An 18,666-nucleotide genomic window follows, 5' to 3' on the forward strand; every position below is an offset into this window, starting at 1 on the left:
AAAATGAGAACCAAACTCGATCTTACTACATGGAATAGGAAAGAGCACTTTGATTTCTTTGGAGGGTTTGATGAACCGTTTTTTGGGATAACAACTACTGTTGATTTTACCAAGGGATATCAAAAGATACAAGATTTGGGGTATCCTTATTTTTTATATTACCTGTATCAATCTCTTCGTGCAGCAAATACCATCGAGGCTTTTAGATATCGTATCGAAGACAATCAAGTATATATATACGATAAAATTCATGCATCACCTACTATTGGTAGAGAAGATCATACATTTGGATTTTCTTTTATGGAGTTTGATGAAGATTTTGAAGTGTTTAGCAGCAAAGCTCAAAAAGAAATTGAAGAGGTCAAAAATAGCACAGGACTGCGTCATAACGACAATGCCAAGCGTATAGATACCATCCATTATTCTTCTATTCCTTGGTATAATTTTACTGGACTAACGCATGCCAGACATTTTCAATTTAAGGATAGCGTTCCAAAAATTTCTTTTGGTAGATATACCAAAGAAAAAAAGAAACTTAATTTACCTATAGCTATAAATGTACATCATGGAATAATGGATGGTTATCATATTGGCCAATACCTCGAAGAGTTTCAGCGGCTTTTAAATGAATAGGTATTATGCAAGACACATTTCTAATTTCATATCTGCAATAAACTCATCGATTTGCTCATGAGATACATTTGGCATACAGATGATATGTGATTGCCCTTTTTCGGTAGCTAGTTGCCACTTATCAATAATTTTCTTATTTGGAGCAGGAAAAATTATAGTTATGGCATTTGGATTTCGCCATGCTTCAATGCCTAGCTCTTTTAGCTTGTTTTCGGTATAAGTAGCTACAGATAAACTATGTTCTGTGCGTTTTTTAAAACCTTCAACTCCTAATTTTTTTATAGCATACCATAAAAATAAGGGAGTATGTCCATTCCTGGATCCAGTTATGGTTGCATCCGAACTACCTATATATGCAATTCTTCGGGCAATCCTATCTCTATTATCTTTTTTTACAATGACAACTCCCGATGGCATAGGAGAACCAATAAATTTATGACCACTTATAGAGATACTGTCAATACCATCTTTAAAATCAAACTCAGGTCTTGGCGTTACAAATGGAGCAAAACCTCCAGCCAAGGCAGCATCAGCATGTATATAGTGTTTTTCTATAGCCATACCCTCTAGGGTAGCTTTAATTTTTTTTGTGTTGTCTTTGGCTTCAGTCATGGTAGTGCCAATGTTTGCCACTACAATGGCTGGTCTGTGCCTATTGTAACCGATGGCTTCCTTTAAATCATTATAGTCAATTTCTCCATTTGGCAAAGATTTTACAATAACATAGTCTGTGTTAAGGAGAGTTACATTCTTTTGGATACTGTAATGTGTAGCTTCAGAAAAGTATACCATTCCTTTTGGAAATAATTCTCTTGCAACATATAATCCATATAAATTTCCTTCCGATCCACCATTTGTTACATAACCCCAGATATTGTTTTCCTCAGCTCTAAATAGTTTAGCAAAAAAGTTTACAACTTCACGTTCCATTGTTCTTGAGTCTACTCTATAAGTAGATTCGCTAAATGGGTCACCCAGATTATTTAATGGAAATTGTAGAAAAGGCATTAACTCAGAATAATCAAAATCTTTGGATACAGGATATCCGAGAAAATTTTGAGTAGTGTTCTTTATGCTATTAAATAATTGTTCAAGTTGCTGTTGTTCAATAGTATGTAATTTCATGACCGTTTTAATATTTGGTCAAAACTACGTATTGTGGTTTTATATTCTAAATAGTAATAAATAATTGGAATAAAAATCTATATTTAACTTTTTAATAGATATATATTCTTTTTAAAGAAAGAGAAACTAATGTTTATAGAATATCATTCTTTGATAGAAAAGAAAAAGGGGTTTTGAGAATTAATTATGATCAAAAGTCTTTATAGTGTACTAAGTTTTTTAACTTCTCCAGGTTTCATTTGATTTAGGTGTATATCACCAACCCTTATTCTTACTAGGCGTAAAGTAGGAAAACCAACAGCTGAAGTCATTTTTCTTACCTGACGAAATTTTCCTTCTTGTAATGTAATCGAAACCCAACTTGTTGGACCATGTCTATCATCTCGTATTTTTTTTGATCTTTCTGGAAATTTTGGAATAGTACTTATCTTAAAAGCTTTACAAGGTAGTGTGGTATACTTTTTCCCTTCTATGCTGATTTCTATTCCTTCTTGTAGCAACTTGATAGCACTTGCTGTGATTTCACCATTTACTTGGGCATAATACTCTTTTTCTATACCACTACTACAAATATGGTTACTTGTTTTTCCATCAGTAGTTAGTAATAATAAACCTTCTGATTTTTCATCAAGTCTGCCAATAGCCATTATTCCCTTAGGAAAATCATATAACTCTCTTAATAGTTTTTTTGAGTTTTGTTTTTGCCCATTATTAACAAATTGACTTAGATATCCATAAGGTTTATAAATTGCGTAGTGGATATGATTTTGTCTTTCGGTAGTGCTTTCCATTCAAAAAATATAGAAATCGATATTTGATATAAAATAGTAAACTTGCCAATTTACGGATTTAGTTTTATCAAATTGATATTTAGTTTATAAAACAATGATTTTAATAAAGAGTTTTTTTTAATTCTAAGATGAAAACTTATCTTTGTATAAGTTTTATAATAGATAGTATTATAAGTTATTGCAACAACTGGGTTAATTATTCGGTAAATCAATCATCTAAATTGTTATTTTCCAATCGTTTGTTTAGTATTTCAATGACAACCTTTTTAGGTTTAACACAGGTTTAATTAAAAAGAGAGCAAAAGCGAATGGCAAAATCACAACAGACTTTTAGTAAAATTGAAAAAGAGAAGAAGAAACTAAAAAAACGAGAGGAAAAGCAAAAGAAAAAGGAAGAACGTAGAGCTAATTCAAATAAAGGTAACGGTTTGGATAGTATGATTGCTTATGTAGATGAACACGGTTATAGTACAGATACGCCACCAGATCCAACAAAGAAAAAGAAGATTAAGGCTGAGAATATTGAAATTGGAGTTCCTAAAAGAGAAAAAGAGGAATTTGATCCCGTAAGAAGAGGGAAAGTTGCATTTTTTAACGACTCAAAAGGATATGGCTTTATTAATGATGAAGAAACGCAAGAAAGATATTTTGTGCATGTAAACGGTCTTATGCAAGAGGTAAAAGAAAATGACAAAGTTACTTTTGAACTTGAAAAAGGACAAAAAGGAATGAATGCTGTTCGTGTAAAAAAAGTGTAGTAGTTGCTACATTAGATAATATAAAAAGGGGTTGTTGTTATACAACCCCTTTTGTGTTGTTACGTTTTAAAGCATTTTTTACTTTGTATCGATATCAGGATACCAATCCAATTGTATTACTTCTATATCAGAATCTTTTGAAACGAGTTCTTTAAACTTGGCAATGTTACTGAATCCATCTGTACCTCGATAATGATAAGGATAGACTTGTTTTGGTTTAAATTCTAACACAGCATCTGCTGCATTCTCTATGGTCATCGTATAAGGAAGGTTCATACTGATAAATGCCATGTCTATATACTTTAGTGATCTCATTTCGGGTATATCTTCTGTATCACCAGAAAAGTAAATGCGTTTTTTTCCTAACGTAATTACATATCCATTTCCTCTTCCTTTTTTATGAAATTTTAAGGCTTCTTCACGTAGGTTATACATCGGGATTCCTTCGATTGGTATGCCTTGTATCTCTTTGGTTTCTCCATTGTTAATGATGATTAGTTGATCAGTATATTTGGCTGGGAGTTTTTCTGCCACTGATTGAGGAACAACAATTTCTGCATTAGAGAGATCTAGACTATCCAGAGTTTCAATATCCATATGATCTCCATGAATATCGGTAATAAGCACTAGGTTTGCGAGCCTTTTATTTTTAAATGCTTTGGCTCCACCAGTTGGATCAATGTAAATTATTTTCTCTTTCCACTCCAGAATGGCAGTAGCATGTTGTATCGGGTCAATGTACACATCACTTTTAGGCTTTTTTAGAGTCTCTTTTGGAGCTTCAATAGTAGTTGTGTCGGTGTCAGCACCTTCTTCTTTTTTTGATTTACAGTTCAAAAAAACAAGGCATATTAGTATAATGTATAGAATATGCAGTTTCATGATTTGATGAATTTTTTGGTTTATTAGATTTAAAAGATATGAATAATGCTCGAGAAATATCCTATGGTAACGTTATCTTAACCTAGTCATAGTTACTTTAAATAGTTGGTTGTTGATGTAATGTATTGTAATACAGGTTAAAAACATTGGGCTAAAAATATTGATATATTTGTCTCCAAATTATAAGAAATTGTTAGCAAGAATATCTTTTAAGTGTTATTGATTAATTATCTAACCATAATTTGATTGCCATAGCGATAACCATAATAACCAAAAATATTTTGACTAAACCATCTCCTTTTTTAACAGACCATCTACTTGCTATCCAACCCCCAGAGGCATTACCTAAAGCAAGAACAAAACCATATAGGTAATTGATTTGATTGTTATAAATAAATATGACCAGAGCCCCAATGGTATAGATAAAAACAACCAAAACTTTTATAGCATTCGAAGAAACTAGATTTAAATAATTTATAGAGGTTAGCGCCAATAGAATGAATATGCCAACACCAGCTTGAATAAAACCACCGTATATACCAATAAAGAAAAAAGTAAAAATAGAAATCCACATATATTTTCCTTTTGTTCTTTCTACCAAAGAGTTAATGTTTACTTTAGGTTTGAAGATCATAAACAATACTACTGCAACCATGACTATTGCCAATATTTTATTAAAAAGGTCTCCTTTTATTTCTATAGCAATTTGAGCACCAATAAGAGATCCAATAAGAGCAGATATCCCAAGATAAACTCCAAATATAGTAGGGGCAATGCCTTTACTTTTGAAACCAGCAATAGAGGAGATGGATTGTATGAAGATTCCGATACGATTTGTACCATTGGCAATAGCAGGGGGGAGTCCCATAAATATTAGCATTGGTAATGTAAGTAGAGAACCTCCTCCAGCGATTGTATTTATTACTCCGGCTACAAATCCAACCCCTGCAAGAATTAACAAAAGTAAAGTTTCATTCATTTATTTAATATAAGAGGAAAACCAAAAGTTATTAGCATCAAAATTAGTTAATTCATTATGATAAAAATGTATTTGAATATAAAAAAGAGTAGATAAACAGCGTATAAATTACTTAGACTAATTTTTAAAATTGATGAATTGTAAATTCTTTTGGTAAAACTTGTTAAACTATTGTAGTTTTACGTTATCAACCAAAACCGTCAATACTGTTAAAACAATTCATAAAATAATTCCGTTTCTTCAAACCTTCAAGGATAAAAAGTATACTAGTTCTCTCTTTAAGGCTGATAGTATTGCTGGTATTACGGTAGGAGTAATTCTGATACCTCAGGCAATTGCATATGCTTTACTTATGGGAGTGCCTCCAATCTATGGGCTCTATGCTTGTTTGGTACCTTTGTTACTGTATGCTTTTTTTGGTACGTCAAAACAACTTAGTATTGGTCCCGTTGCCGTAACGGCTATTTTGGTAATGAGTGGGGTAAGTCAACTGGCAGATCCATTTACAGAAGAGTACATTGAACTAGTTTTGTTTTCTGGCTTTCTGATTGGAGTATTGCAAATAATTATGAGTGTATTGCGAATGGGGTTTTTGGTTAACCTTATTTCTCAGCCTGTTATTTCAGGTTTTATTTCGGCTGCAGCAATTATAATTATTGTTTCTCAATTAGAACAAGGTTTAGGAATTGAAATCCCCGATTTTAAACATACCCATCAAACTATATGGTATGCTATAAGCCATTTTCATGAAGTAAATTGGGTTACTTTAGCAATTTGTTTATCCTCAATACTAATTATTAATGTACTCAAAAAATGGAAAAGATCTTTTCCAGGGGCACTTACTGTATTGGTTATAACTACTCTGATTACTTATTTTTTTAATTTAAATGATAAAGGGTTGGCTATCATAGAAGATGTGCCAAGTGGATTACCATCATTTGGTATTCCTGAAATGAATTATGATACGATGATGGCACTTATCCCGTCTGTGTTAACTGTTACTTTTATTGGGTATGTAGGTAGTATTGGTATTGCAAAGTCTATGGAGATGAAAAACCGAGATCATATTATACGACCCAACCAAGAGTTGTTTGCTTTAGGAATTGCTAAGGTTATTGGTTCTTTTTTTCAGGCTGTACCATCATCTGGTAGTTATAGTCGTTCGGCAATTAATGACGAAGCAGGAGGAAAGACTACTGTATCATCTATTATAGCGGCTATAATGGTTATTTTTTCTTTGTTGTTTCTTACTTCATTTTTTTATTTTATACCAAAATCAGTTCTTGCTGCAATTATATTGGTTTCTGTATTTGGGCTGATCAATATTAGTGAAGCAAAATATCTGTTTAGTCTACGAAGAAGAGATTTTATTGTAATGATAATTACTTTTATCGGAACATTAATTTTTGGCGTTGAAAACGGTATTTTTATTGGAGTAATATTATCTTTTGTCTTTCTACAGTATTATAGTGCACGCCCACATATCGCTGAGCTTGTAAATATACCTGATACTAAATATTATAGAAATATAAATAGATTCCCTGATGCTATTCAGTCAGAGATATACTTAATTATTAGGTTTGATAATCAGCTTTATTTTGGAAACTCTAGTTATTTTAAGGATTCTGTTTTGTCCTATGTTGCTAGTCGAAAATTATTGCCAAAATTCTTGATTCTTGATAATACAAATATGCATGATATCGATAGCACAGGTTTACATGTTCTTGAAGATATACAACAATATCTTGATGGTTTAGGTATTCAATTATTAATTGTGGGTACAATCGGACCTGTAAGAGATTTTTTAAAACGATCAGGTTTTACAGATGAATTAGGAGAAAATCATTATTACTTGACAATTTCTGATGCCGTTGATTATGCAGAAAACCGGACAAAGCATGAGGAAGTACATAGAGCTGCAGTGCAGTTTAATCAAAAACGAAGATCATTTTTGGATTAACAATACCCTTACCGTTTTTAGATTGTGAGAATATGATTTTAATCTTGGTCATACAAATGCAATTTTAATCCCATACCATAATTGGTATTATTGTTTTTGATCAAATTATTCGTTTTACTGTATTGATGGTCAAAACGTTGCCAGGTTCTATTTTTAAAAAATATCCTTCTGGTAAAGGTATTATAACTATTAATTTTATCAGTAAAAGGGAGCAAGGGTCTAAAAGTTGTAGAAACCTTAACTATTCCTTTTTTGGTTTCTATTTGGCTATATTTTTTGGTTTGCTGGAGTTTACCTTCTTTATCAGCATAACCGAGCACCTGTATGGATACAAAAATACCCTCTTTTGGAATAAATATTTTATATTCTGAAATGTCTAGTTCAAAATTAGGTTTATCCTTTTCACTTACTATAAACACTATATCCTCATAAAACAATCTTTTTCCTGGAAATCCATTCTCATTACCATAAAATTGCATTTTGAAAAGGGTAGAAAAGGATTGCGATTTTCCAGAGTGTCGATTAGAAGATTCTATTTTTATCGGTAAATATACAGACGCTATTTTTGTTGATTTCTCAGAATTCTTAGGGAAAAATACTGCAATTTCTGACTCCACCGTAGGAAGCCAGCTTTTGAAATAATCATTATGAACTTCTGAAGCTAGTTTTTTGGTTTTGTATTTTCTCTTTTTTTCAGCCGTAATATATACTTCTTTGAGCTCGGCTATATTCTGAGTTAAAATAATTTTTTTGTGTGTTGATGTTGTGGGGATTACTCGCTCTTTATAGCCAACGGCAGAAATGTATAAAGAATCTATATCAGGATACCACTTTTTTGAAAAAAGAAAATTACCATCAGCATCGGCAAAAGTTCCGTTTCCATTACCAAAAGAAATTGTGGCATAAGAAATAGGAGTTTTTTGCACAGAATCAAGTACAGTGTAGGTCTGTGAGAATACTATTTGTGCTAAAAAAAGCAGCGATAGGGAAAACAGCTTTTTCATTAGATATTTTGGGGATTAAAGTAACTAAAATAATAAAATATATTCATAACTCAGCGATAACCATGCCAAAGAGTTGTAATTTATTGACAGTTTTTCTATCCGCTATAAAGGTTTTTGCCACTCAGGAGATTTACTTTAGACAAATTAACCAATCTACTGTAGATATAGTAAAATACCTTATGTTTTGTTTAGGTTTTCTGATTTTAAGTAGATTAAAATTACTGAATTAGAATAAAGAGAATACTGAAGTGTTTTTAGCCAGTTTATTGCCCTTTTTATGTTTACCTTTAGAATATTTGATTTCAGATAGTCATCGTTACAATGATTAATTAGAGTACATGAAAAAAGCCATATATTATATGCTTCTTAGTGCTATTTCTTTTACAGCAATGAATTTGTTGGTAAAATTTCTGGCACACTTTGGCGGAGCTCAACTAGTATTTTTCAGGGCATTTGGTTCATTGTTTTTTACCATGACCTATTTGTTATTGCATAAAATACCAATACTTGGAAACCAAAAAGGATTAATGATTTGTAGAGGGCTAGCAGGAGTAACGTCTATGGGATTGTTTTTTATGTCTGTAAACTATTTGCCCATTGGTTCTGCAGTATCGTTGCGGTATTTATCACCTATTTTTGCCACAATATTTGCAGTGTTTTTTCTTAAAGAATTTGTAAAACCGGTACAATGGCTATTTTTTTTGATGGCATTCGGGGGAGTACTAATGATCAAAGGTTTTGACCCAAATATAGATTCTATAGGTCTATTACTAGTATTGGGATCAGCAATATTTAGTGGTGTGGTATATGTATTAATCAATAAAATTGGAAATAGAGACCATCCTGTTGTGATTGTAAATTACTTTATGTGGATTTCTGTTGCCGTAGGTGGGGTTCTTTCAATATTTAATTGGACTACACCAATTGGTGTAGAATGGTTACTACTACTGAGTCTTGGAATTTTTGGGTATTTTGGACAATTATTTATGACCAAAGCATTTCAATCTCAGGCAACCAACAAAGTCGTGTCACTGAAGTATGTTGAAGTTCTTTTTACCATGATCGCTGGAGTTTTCTGGTTCTCTGACATATACCCTTTCTTAAGTATTATAGGTACGTTATTAGTGGTTACAGGTCTAATACTCAATATATGGTATCGAAAATAATGATAAGTGGTAGTGATAAAAATTCATGGCCAATAAGTAGTCAGTTACGATCTAATATAAAGATCAAAAAATTGAATGTCATGTTATTAGATGAGTCAACTTATTAATTTATTTTCAAAATGTTAAATGGAATACAAATTATTGACCATGAATTATATTATGAAAAATCTTCTCTTAAATAATACATCAATTTGGATTTATCAGTAAAGCTTTTTATAGCAATTATTTCTCCTGAGATTTTGTTATAAATTACTTGTACAAAAAGTAAGTCTACATAGAAAAAACAGTAATGAAAATCACGATTCATATCGTTTATCGAAAAGAGGTGAATTCCTCTATCCCAAATATCTTTATATTTAAGGTTTAAATTTCTAGCGTTGAACTGCTGTTCTAGGGTAATTTTTTGCATAGGTTATAAATTTTATCATATGAGGCATGATAAAACTACGGAAAAACCGTAATATATGCAAGTTTAATGTGTATAAAATGTTGGGGTACAATGTTTTTGCTTATGTAAAGTAAAATTAAAAATATTAGTTTTTAGCTAGAATTACTTAAGTAAGTTGTAATATTCTTGGAATATTTTGACAGTAATCCATAGCTATTTCTTATTTAAGGCTAGTTGAATTCCTAATACAATAAAAAGTACCCCTGTAGTTTTATTTAACCAAGAGTTTACCTTTCTATTTTGTTTGATCGTACTTGCAAGTTTAGCAGAAAAAACAGCTAGTGTAAGACACCAAATGGTACCCGTTGTCACAAAAGTTAACCCTAAGATTAGAAAGGGTATTGCATTAGTTGCATGTTCTGGAGAAATAAATTGAGGTAAGAATGCAAGAAAAAAGAGCGCTATTTTGGGATTTAGAAGATTTGTTAATACACCTGAGAGGTAAATCTTTTTGTAATTTTGAGTGGTTTTGTTTTTTTGTAAGATGATGTTTCCTAGGGTCGATTTAGTTGTTAACGATTTAATTCCCAGAAAGATTAGGTAAGCTGCACCAATGTATTTTATGGCATTAAAGGCTGTAGCAGATTTAGCAAGGAGGATAGATAATCCCATAACCGCAAAAATACAGTGCAATAATGCTCCAGAAGAAATACCTAAAACAGATATGATTCCTGTTTTTTTTCCTTGTGATATACTACGCCCCAAAATATACATTGTATCTGCTCCAGGTGTGAGGTTAAGGAGTATACCAGCTATAATAAATGCTTCAAAATTAACTATACCAAACATAGAGTGTAAGATTTATCCAAAATTATATGTTTAGATTTCCATTAAGAAACGGAATCATTGGTATACTTTTGTATTTATGATTAAATACTTTGTTTTTTTATTTAAAAACCATTGATTATGGTAAAAGATGATTTAGACTGGAAAATTTTAGAAGTTCTACAAGAAAATGCCCGTTTGCCTTTTGCTCAGATTGGAAGAGCAGTAGGTTTATCACCTTCTGCGGTTGCAGAGCGTATTCAACGTATGGAAGATACTGGGGTTATAATGGGGTATAAAACTCTGGTATCCCCATTAAAAATGGGATGGTCGCTTTCTGCCTATATTATGATGAGTGTAAGTCGAGTTAATTTTCAACCATTTATCGATTCGTTGAAGTCATATCCAGAGATGGTCGAATGCTCCCGGGTTACAGGCAAGGATTGTTTGATTATGAAATTTCATGTAAAAGACAGTCAGCATCTCGAAAAAGTAATAAACAGACTTACACAGTTTGGAGATCCTACTACCTTACTTATACTAAACGAATTATTAAAAAATGGTAATATAGAGAGAGGAATGTAAAAAGGTTAAAAATACCAAACTGAGCATATCGAGATGTGTACAGATATTGATGGATGCCCGACTTACCTTGCCTTGAGATTGACAAAGAACCCAGTTTGGCTAAAAACTGAATTATGCGTGATAATATCGTTCTCTATATATTTTTCCATCTTTCCATTCGGTAACTACTGTTTGTTCAGAAAGCATTGTACTACCATTTTTGAGCTTTAGTTCCATAGTAGCATCATAAAAAGAATGGTTGTCTTTGATAGCATAATTATTTACATCATACCTTACAAATTCTTCGAGTTGATTGTTTATAAAGTCCTTTTCGAATTTCACATTAAATGCCTTACCCTTTTTTGGAGCATCATTAGCTTCTCTTAGCTCTACATCATCGTGCAAATAGGTTTCCATTGCTTCAATAAATTCTCCTTTTGCTAATAATTCATGAATATGTTTAAGGTTTTTTTCAATTGTATTTTCCATTTATGTTTTTGATTTTAGATTATTAATAAGGCAAATTTAGAAATGTAGATAGGGCTAATGAATGAAGATTTTTCCTTATAGATTGTAGATTCTTCTTTTTGATAAAATTTATTCGTTTATTTAGGTATGAAATTAGAGTATTCAAGTATAAAGGATGAGAGTTCTTTTGTTCTTACAGATTTTAATTGTTCTCCATCCCTGGGGTTATTAAAAAGTAGAGGACTTTATAAGATTATATGGTGCAAAAAGCATCCAGTTCGTATAAAAATTGATGGGTATTGGATAGATTTAGAAAAAGATCAGGTTGTGTTTTGTACCCCTATTAATATTCTAGAAATCGAAAAGAATACTGATGGTATTATTTCGTATGTATTTAATAGAGAATTCTATTGTATTAGAGAGCATGATGAAGAGGTTTCCTGCAATGGGTTTTTGTTTTTTGGTTCTTCGTTACCACAGATAGTATCTTTAAATAAGAAGGAAAGAAAGAGTTTTAAAATGCTACTTTATTTTTTTAAAGAAGAATTTGAAACCAAAGACCATATACAAGGGGAGATGCTTCGTACGCTTTTAAAAAGGCTATTGATTAAGGCAAGACGAATGATAAAAGAAGACTTGATCGAACCAGAACTGCCAAGCTCACAGCTTGATATCATTAGAAGATTTAATTTACTAGTAGAGCAACATTTTAGAGAGAAGCATCAGGTTGCTGATTATGCAGCTTTATTATTTAAATCTCCTAAGACATTATCAAATTTGTTTAAGAAGTATAATGACAAAACTCCTTTGGGAACCATAAATGATCGAATTGTGATTGAAGCCAAGCGATTATTATTGTATTCTAATAAAACATCTGAAGAAATTGCATATGAGTTGGGGTATAAAGAAGCTGGACATTTTTCAAAATTTTTCAAAAAACATGTAGGCTGTAGCCCCATAGAGTTTAAAAACAAGCAGAGATAGTAGCTCCAAGTAAGAAACATAAAGTAGGCATACTAAAAATCAACTTTGGCAAAAGCTATTTTACTCTTGCCAAAGTTGTTAGAATAGAAGTTTTAAACTAGTTTTTAGTTAATACCTTCAACTTTCATAACGGGACGAATTTCTATACGCCATATGCCTTCTTCGAATCTCGGATCCCCTTTTGTAATTTCAATTGCCTCCTCTAGATCTTTTGCCAATATATGATAATATCCAGAGATAATTTCTTTGGTTTCGTTATAGGGACCATCAATGATTTTTCCATTTTTATAGGATAGTATTCTTCCTTTCATTTCTAATGGTTGTGCTGATTTCATTTTTCCCTCTTCAGTTAACCGTTTAATAAAACCGCCTACTTTTTCAATATGTTGCTGTAATTGTTCTGGTGATAGATTGGCTTTTGGTGTTTCTTCGCTTCTAATAAATAGCATGAATTCTTTCATTGTTTTATATTTTATGATTTATACCCTTATAACAATTGGATTTGCATTATAGGGACACATCTTTTATTTTTTTTTCTAATTGGAGAATATCACGTTCGTTATTACATAATGATATTGCTTGATGTAGAGACTCTATTGCATTTCTGGTTTGTTTTTCTTGTATATAAAATTCAGCTAAAGTGGCATGAAAGAGATAGTGATTCCCTATATCAGAATTTGCTTTTAGGTCTAGTAAAGTATGAATACCTGTGATATTTCCTTTTACCTTTGCAAGAGGAATACTTCGGTTTAATCGAACAAGAGGAGTGTCCTGTAGCTCTAGGAGGCTATCATATAGCATTAATATTTCACTCCAGTTGGTGTCTTCAAAACTTGGAGCAATACAATGATAACCAGAAATAGTTGCCAAGATATGATATATAGAAATTTTATTTTCTTTGATTGTTTTATTGAGATATTCAATACCTTGATTAATTAGTGCTTGATTCCATTTTTTTCTATTTTGTTTGTGCATTTCTACCAAAATACCGTCTTCATTTCTAGATTCAAAACGCGCAGTATTTAAATACATTAAGGCTAGAAGGGCATAGATCTCTGATTTCTGTTGGATATGAGTATTGTCTATTAAAATCTCTCCTAACCTAATTGCTTCAAAGCAAAGATCATGACGAATTACCTTATTTTGTTGGGATGGGCTATATCCTTCATTAAAAAGGAGGTAGATTGTTTTGAGGATACTATTAAGCCGCTCTTCGTGGTTTTTGGGAAGATCAAATGAAATTTGAGAAGTTTTTAACTGTTTTCGCCCTCTAACTAATCGTTTGTTTATAGTATCTTTTGTAGTAAAAAAAGCGTTAGCGATCTCAGTGATACTAAATCCACATAGAATTTTTAGGATTAATGCAATTTGAGAATTTTCTGAGATTGAGGGGTGGCAACAAACAAACATCATTTTAAGTTGCTGGTCTTTAATAAGATCCTCAGTGATTTGTAGATTTTGTAATTCTAAGTGGGTGGATTCTTTTTTAATCTTAGATTCATATTCTATTTTGTGTTTTTTTCGTTTTAAAATATTTAGAGTATGATTTTTAGCTGTGGTATACAACCAAGCTTGGGGATTATTGGGAATTCCGTGATGTTGCCAATAATCGACAGCTTTTAGTAAAGTTTCTTGTACAATGTCTTCTGCTGTTTCTACATTATTGGTTCCGATATATTTGGTGACAACAGATACGATTTTTCCATATTCATTTCTAAAAAAATGATCGGCAAGTTCTCGGCTATACTTTTTATCAGATGAATTCATTACATGAAAAGTAGTAAAAAATTATAGGACTCATCCTATTTGTCTTTTCAATAATCAATGTCAAGTGTGTTTTTCTCTATTTGTTTTTAAAACATAATCAAATAGAATTTATTTGGTATTTTGACAAAACGAGATTACTTCTGTTTTAACTAGTTGTTATATGCCTGTTTCACCATTTTTATAACTACTAATCGATGAAATGGTTTTATGATACTCATATAGATTCGTCCCATTGAGTTATTAAACTGTACTAAGGTGGTCACTTTAATATTATGTATTGGAGAGTGGGTATTATTAATTATGGCTCTAAAGTTTAAATGAGAATCATTAGCACCCAGTACTACTTCATTTTCTGTAATTTCATATATTTTAAAAAATTTTATATACCCACCAACTTCAAACTTGGTGTTGTAATCTTTTGGCATACTAGTTTTCAAACCGAAGAGTTTAACAATTCCATTTCTGATTTTGAATAAAAAACCAACCCACTTTGGGGATGTATTAAAAACTAGATTAGAAATCTCCATCATAGTATTCGTATGATTGGTGGTAGAAAACGTATCAATAAAATCAATTTTTTTAAAAAGTTGCCTCGATGTTTCCGTTAGATAGGCTTTCTCTTCTTTTACTTTTATTGGCATATGGAATATTTGAGAGGTTTTTATTTCGAATTATAACTCAAATGTACAACTCGGTATGATTCTTTTTCTTGACATAGATCAAGAAAAATACTATTCTAAAACTATTTTTCTTCGCACTCTACTTAGCGTACTGTCGGTAATTCCCAAAAATGAAGCAATATATTTTAAAGGAGTTTTCTTAACTATAGAAGGTCTTACGGTAAGTAGCTGTCGATAACGCTCTTCTGCAGATAAATGAATGTTTGATAAAAGATACTTTTTTATATCAATGATAAGATCTTGGTTTACTAATTTGGTATATATATGCATTTTAGGAATACTCTTATAAAGGTTATGAAGATCCTTATAGGTAATATAAAGAATTGTTGTTTCTTCGAGGCACTGTATATACTCCTGAGCTGGTTCTTGATTTATAAAGCTAAGTATTTCTGTAATTAGTTCTTGATCTGTAGCTAGCCAGTTTGTAGTATCATTAGATAAGGAGTCAATATTGTAGATTCTCATCAATCCCTTTTCTATATACCCAACTTTTCTACATATTGAACCTGGTTCTATAAAGAAATCATTTTTTGCATACGTTTTTGTCCTGATTATTGATAGTAAGTGTTTTTCTTCTTGGGTAGTCAGGTCTATTTTATCTTTTATTTTCTGTATAAATAGATTCATTTTTTATGATTTGCAATCGAATTGGCTGTCATACAAAAGTACGTATGTTTTGAGGTATGATACTAAGAAATGACGCAAGACATTGCTTTGGCTTAATTACAAGATGTGATAATTATCTTTCTTGCATTCGAATATGTTGCCTCAACGAAACGGCTACTTCCCTCATTTACGATTTTCTTAACATAATTGATGTGATATTTTTAATGGTAACTAAAAATCATCTCTATGAAAAATCAACTATTCCATCGATGTATGAGCATTATAATGCTGGTATTATCTATCAATGTATTTTCTCAGCAACATACAGTTACCGGGATTATGACTGATAATGAAGGGTTACCGCTACCTGGAGTTAATATATTTGTGAAAGGGACTAACATAGGAACACAAACAGATTTTGATGGGAATTATACAATAAATTGTAATGTTGGGGATGTTTTAAGCTTTAGTTATGTTGGGTTTTCTACTAGAGAGGTAGTTGTTACTTCGGATATGTTCGATACAATAGATACTACTTTAACAAAAAACATAGCCGTTATACCAATACAGAATAAGGCATATACCAATGCTGTAGAGCAGTACTTTACAAAAGAGTTTGTAATTCCGAATATAGCTAACAGTACTGCTACTTATAATAAAAACGGCTTGTCCTTTGAATATGAAAGAATCAAAAATATTAAAGCCAGAGATGATGAGGGTAATTTAAAACTGACCTATTTTAAGCCAGATATTTTTTATGAAATAGAGTTTAGTACAACTACAGGCTTGCAATTTGTACAGCAACGTAATCTACCCAAACTCCAGAATATATTTAGTCAGGGACAGCCTGCTCATGGTCAAAATACTTATTTTGGTCCTGATGAAGGTGTTATATTCTCTTATGGACCAAGATTAAGTAGTTTATACTTCGATGGTAGCGCATATCCATATGATCAAAACGGAAGATTGGTAATAGGAGAGGATAGAACCAAAAAGCCAGCGATTGCTTATGATAATTCTATATTTTCTAGTGTAATAAAAACCAAAAATTACTTGTTGTTTAATGTTTCGACTTCCAGAAATATTTTGAAGTTAGAATATAGAGATAATAGAGCAGAGGACATTTTTAAAGAAGAAAGAAGCCGTTTTAATCAAGTAGCACTGCGATATAACACACCGGCGAATCTTGATCGTAAAGTAAAATGGAATGCCTATATATCATATGATAGGGGTATAGATAACCAACCAAACTTAAATGGTTTTTTAAACACCGTAATGCTTAATGCTTGGGCGACTCCCACGAGTTTTGAAAACAAACAAGGTACTTTACTTTCGGAGGGTGCACAACGAAGTTTTAGTTCTACTAGTTTTAACAACCCTATTTGGATGTTACAAAACAATAGAAACAAAACTACGAATAGTACTTTTTTGGCTAGCCTTCAAAACAAAATCCGAATTTCTGATAATGCCTCGATACATTCTAATATTAACTATACTCATAGTGTTGAAAAACAAGACTTCGGTGTGTTTCCTTCGACCGTAGGTTATATCAATGGATATAGCAGTGATAAAAATGTTACTTCAGATATTTTTAATACACTAGTGACTTTTAAATTAAATAGGAATAAAGGAGTATCCGAAATTGATTTTACCTCTACAGCAAACTACTCTCATAATCATATGGCGTATGAATTGTCTGAAAAACATGGTTTTGATGCTTTTTCATTTAATAACCCTACTACAATCATTGATAGACATAAAAGTATTGGAAGGAATACATTACAGTTTTTAAACAAATTGAATTACAGAATCTTAGATTGGGAAACTACTATATCCTTAGCAAACACTTCTTTTGCTTCTTCTATTCAAAATAGTGAATGGTTACTACCTAAAATAGAGGTTACAACCGATCTAAGAAATCTTTTTGATAACTATTGGGTTAGAAACCTTAAGTTTTTTGCGAGCACTTCTTTTGATGCAAAAGACATGTCATTATATTATACTAACCAAAGTCATAATACCTTAAATGATAATCCTTCTCAAAACCTTGGATTTACATTTAATGATGATTTATTTATTAAAAATGACTTAAAACTAGAGAAGAGGAGTGGTTATTCTTTTGGAACCTATTTTGGTTTTAGAGAGATTAGCTTTGACTTTTCATATTACAACCAAAAAATTAAGAATAGTGTATTTCCTGTAAAAGATCAAGGTCGCTTTGAACTTAAAAATATCGCCGATATTGAAAAGTATGGATTCGAAGGAAATCTTAATATCTTATTATATCTAAATGGTAATTTTTCTTATTCTCCTGGAGTTGTATTTTCTTTGTATAGAAATAAGGTAGTAAAGATATATAGTGATCAATACCGTATTCCTATAGCTGGATTTTCTTCAATATCTAAGAATCTTATTTTAGGACATCCTGCGGGGGTGATAGTAGGTACTACCTATGCCAGAGATAACCAAAATAACCTTGTGATCAATAGTGATGGATATCCTATTCTGGCTCCAGAACCACAAATAGTTGGAGATCCTACTCCTGATTATGCTATTGGGTTTTCTAACGATTTTCGGTGGAAAAATTTCAAATTTAGTTTTCTAATTGATTTCCAGAAAGGAGGGGATGTGTGGAATGGTACCCAAAACACACTGAATTACCTGGGTACCTCAGAGCAATCGGCAAAAGAAAGAGAAATTACAGGATATGTGTTTGATGGAGTAAATCAACTTGGGCAAACTAACGTGGTATCTGTAGATTTTGCTAATCCAAACAATGGAATATCAGGTAACCGATTTGTTCGTTATGGGTTTGAAGGTGTTGCAGAAGAAGCGATAGTAGATGGAAGTTATATTAATCTAAAATCGATTAACCTTTCATACTCGATGAGACAATATGACGAAAATAATTTTATAAGAAAAATTGATGTAGGAGTGTATGCAAATAACTTGTTTACGTTCACCAAATATAAAGGAGCATCACCGTATAGCAGTATGTTTGATCAAGCATCAGGACAAGGGCTCCATTTTTTTAATACTCCAATTACCAGTGAAGTAGGATTACAAATTAAAGTAAAAATATAAGA

The 18,666-nt window shown here is 31.6% G+C and carries 19 protein-coding genes; 7 read left to right on the top strand and 12 right to left on the bottom strand.

The annotated features are described in order from the left end of the window. Positions 1-3: 3 nt before the first annotated feature. Entirely contained in the window at positions 4-633 is a 630-nt protein-coding gene (locus tag C1X07_RS00945; protein ID WP_103068104.1) for a chloramphenicol acetyltransferase, read from the top strand. Between the two features lie 3 nt (positions 634-636). Here C1X07_RS00945 and C1X07_RS00950 read toward each other — a convergent pair whose 3' ends face one another. Both C1X07_RS00950 and C1X07_RS00955 read right to left on the bottom strand, forming a co-directional pair. Next, positions 637-1,758 carry a histidine decarboxylase gene (locus C1X07_RS00950; protein ID WP_103068105.1) on the bottom strand — a complete coding sequence of 374 codons (1,122 nt, stop codon included), beginning with the start codon at positions 1,756-1,758 and terminating at the stop codon, positions 637-639. Positions 1,759-1,958: 200 nt separating this feature from the next. After that, positions 1,959-2,549, bottom strand: a complete 591-nt coding sequence (locus C1X07_RS00955; protein ID WP_103068106.1) for a pseudouridine synthase — start codon at positions 2,547-2,549, stop codon at positions 1,959-1,961. 308 nt (positions 2,550-2,857) lie between these two features. Here C1X07_RS00955 and C1X07_RS00960 point away from each other — a divergent pair, with 308 nt between their 5' ends. Then, positions 2,858-3,307, top strand: coding sequence for a cold-shock protein (locus C1X07_RS00960; RefSeq protein WP_103068107.1), 450 nt, complete (start codon positions 2,858-2,860; stop codon positions 3,305-3,307). A gap of 78 nt (positions 3,308-3,385) precedes the next feature. Here the strand turns inward: C1X07_RS00960 and C1X07_RS00965 are convergent, their stop codons facing one another. Both C1X07_RS00965 and C1X07_RS00970 read right to left on the bottom strand, forming a co-directional pair. Then, positions 3,386-4,144 carry an MBL fold metallo-hydrolase gene (locus C1X07_RS00965; protein ID WP_317046056.1) on the bottom strand — a complete coding sequence of 253 codons (759 nt, stop codon included), beginning with the start codon at positions 4,142-4,144 and terminating at the stop codon, positions 3,386-3,388. A gap of 268 nt (positions 4,145-4,412) precedes the next feature. Next, positions 4,413-5,168 carry a sulfite exporter TauE/SafE family protein gene (locus C1X07_RS00970; RefSeq protein WP_103068109.1) on the bottom strand — a complete coding sequence of 252 codons (756 nt, stop codon included), beginning with the start codon at positions 5,166-5,168 and terminating at the stop codon, positions 4,413-4,415. A 160-nt stretch (positions 5,169-5,328) separates the two neighbouring features. Between C1X07_RS00970 and C1X07_RS00975 the strand changes: the two genes are divergently transcribed. After that, entirely contained in the window at positions 5,329-7,128 is a 1,800-nt protein-coding gene (locus C1X07_RS00975; protein WP_241507166.1) for a SulP family inorganic anion transporter, read from the top strand. Between the two features lie 38 nt (positions 7,129-7,166). On the opposite strand, the gene C1X07_RS00980 is transcribed toward C1X07_RS00975, so the two are convergent. After that, a complete protein-coding gene (locus tag C1X07_RS00980; protein ID WP_103068110.1) occupies positions 7,167-8,132 on the bottom strand; it encodes a carboxypeptidase-like regulatory domain-containing protein in 966 nt (321 codons plus the stop codon). A 338-nt stretch (positions 8,133-8,470) separates the two neighbouring features. Here C1X07_RS00980 and C1X07_RS00985 point away from each other — a divergent pair, with 338 nt between their 5' ends. Then, a complete protein-coding gene (locus C1X07_RS00985; protein WP_241507167.1) occupies positions 8,471-9,298 on the top strand; it encodes a DMT family transporter in 828 nt (275 codons plus the stop codon). 157 nt (positions 9,299-9,455) lie between these two features. Here C1X07_RS00985 and C1X07_RS00990 read toward each other — a convergent pair whose 3' ends face one another. Together C1X07_RS00990 and C1X07_RS00995 are read right to left on the bottom strand one after the other, a co-directional pair. Beyond that, entirely contained in the window at positions 9,456-9,707 is a 252-nt protein-coding gene (locus tag C1X07_RS00990; protein WP_103068111.1) for a hypothetical protein, read from the bottom strand. 192 nt (positions 9,708-9,899) lie between these two features. Then, positions 9,900-10,535, bottom strand: a complete 636-nt coding sequence (locus C1X07_RS00995) for a LysE family translocator (protein WP_103068112.1) — start codon at positions 10,533-10,535, stop codon at positions 9,900-9,902. Positions 10,536-10,652: 117 nt separating this feature from the next. On the opposite strand from C1X07_RS00995, the gene C1X07_RS01000 reads away from it, so the two are divergent. Next, complete coding sequence (locus tag C1X07_RS01000; RefSeq protein WP_103068113.1) at positions 10,653-11,096, top strand: Lrp/AsnC family transcriptional regulator; 444 nt, start codon at positions 10,653-10,655, stop codon at positions 11,094-11,096. 111 nt (positions 11,097-11,207) lie between these two features. On the opposite strand, the gene C1X07_RS01005 is transcribed toward C1X07_RS01000, so the two are convergent. Continuing rightward, entirely contained in the window at positions 11,208-11,564 is a 357-nt protein-coding gene (locus tag C1X07_RS01005; protein WP_103068114.1) for a hypothetical protein, read from the bottom strand. Positions 11,565-11,690: 126 nt separating this feature from the next. On the opposite strand from C1X07_RS01005, the gene C1X07_RS01010 reads away from it, so the two are divergent. Continuing rightward, positions 11,691-12,527: a helix-turn-helix domain-containing protein gene (locus C1X07_RS01010; RefSeq protein WP_103068115.1), complete on the top strand. Its 837-nt coding sequence runs from the start codon at positions 11,691-11,693 to the stop codon at positions 12,525-12,527. A 104-nt stretch (positions 12,528-12,631) separates the two neighbouring features. Here the strand turns inward: C1X07_RS01010 and C1X07_RS01015 are convergent, their stop codons facing one another. From C1X07_RS01015 to C1X07_RS01030, 4 genes are all read right to left on the bottom strand, one after another. Further along, positions 12,632-12,988 (bottom strand): YciI family protein, encoded by a 357-nt coding sequence (locus C1X07_RS01015; protein ID WP_103068116.1) that lies wholly within the window; start codon positions 12,986-12,988, stop codon positions 12,632-12,634. A 46-nt stretch (positions 12,989-13,034) separates the two neighbouring features. Then, positions 13,035-14,294, bottom strand: a complete 1,260-nt coding sequence (locus tag C1X07_RS01020) for an RNA polymerase sigma factor (protein WP_103068117.1) — start codon at positions 14,292-14,294, stop codon at positions 13,035-13,037. Between the two features lie 149 nt (positions 14,295-14,443). Further along, positions 14,444-14,935 (bottom strand): DUF2867 domain-containing protein, encoded by a 492-nt coding sequence (locus tag C1X07_RS01025; protein ID WP_103068118.1) that lies wholly within the window; start codon positions 14,933-14,935, stop codon positions 14,444-14,446. A 90-nt stretch (positions 14,936-15,025) separates the two neighbouring features. Next, positions 15,026-15,601: a Crp/Fnr family transcriptional regulator gene (locus C1X07_RS01030; RefSeq protein WP_103068119.1), complete on the bottom strand. Its 576-nt coding sequence runs from the start codon at positions 15,599-15,601 to the stop codon at positions 15,026-15,028. A 225-nt stretch (positions 15,602-15,826) separates the two neighbouring features. Between C1X07_RS01030 and C1X07_RS01035 the strand changes: the two genes are divergently transcribed. Continuing rightward, positions 15,827-18,664: a carboxypeptidase-like regulatory domain-containing protein gene (locus C1X07_RS01035; protein ID WP_103068120.1), complete on the top strand. Its 2,838-nt coding sequence runs from the start codon at positions 15,827-15,829 to the stop codon at positions 18,662-18,664. The last annotated feature ends 2 nt before the right edge of the window (positions 18,665-18,666 follow it).

Source organism: Aquimarina sediminis (genome assembly GCF_002895435.1).
Taxonomy (GTDB): domain Bacteria; phylum Bacteroidota; class Bacteroidia; order Flavobacteriales; family Flavobacteriaceae; genus Aquimarina; species Aquimarina sediminis.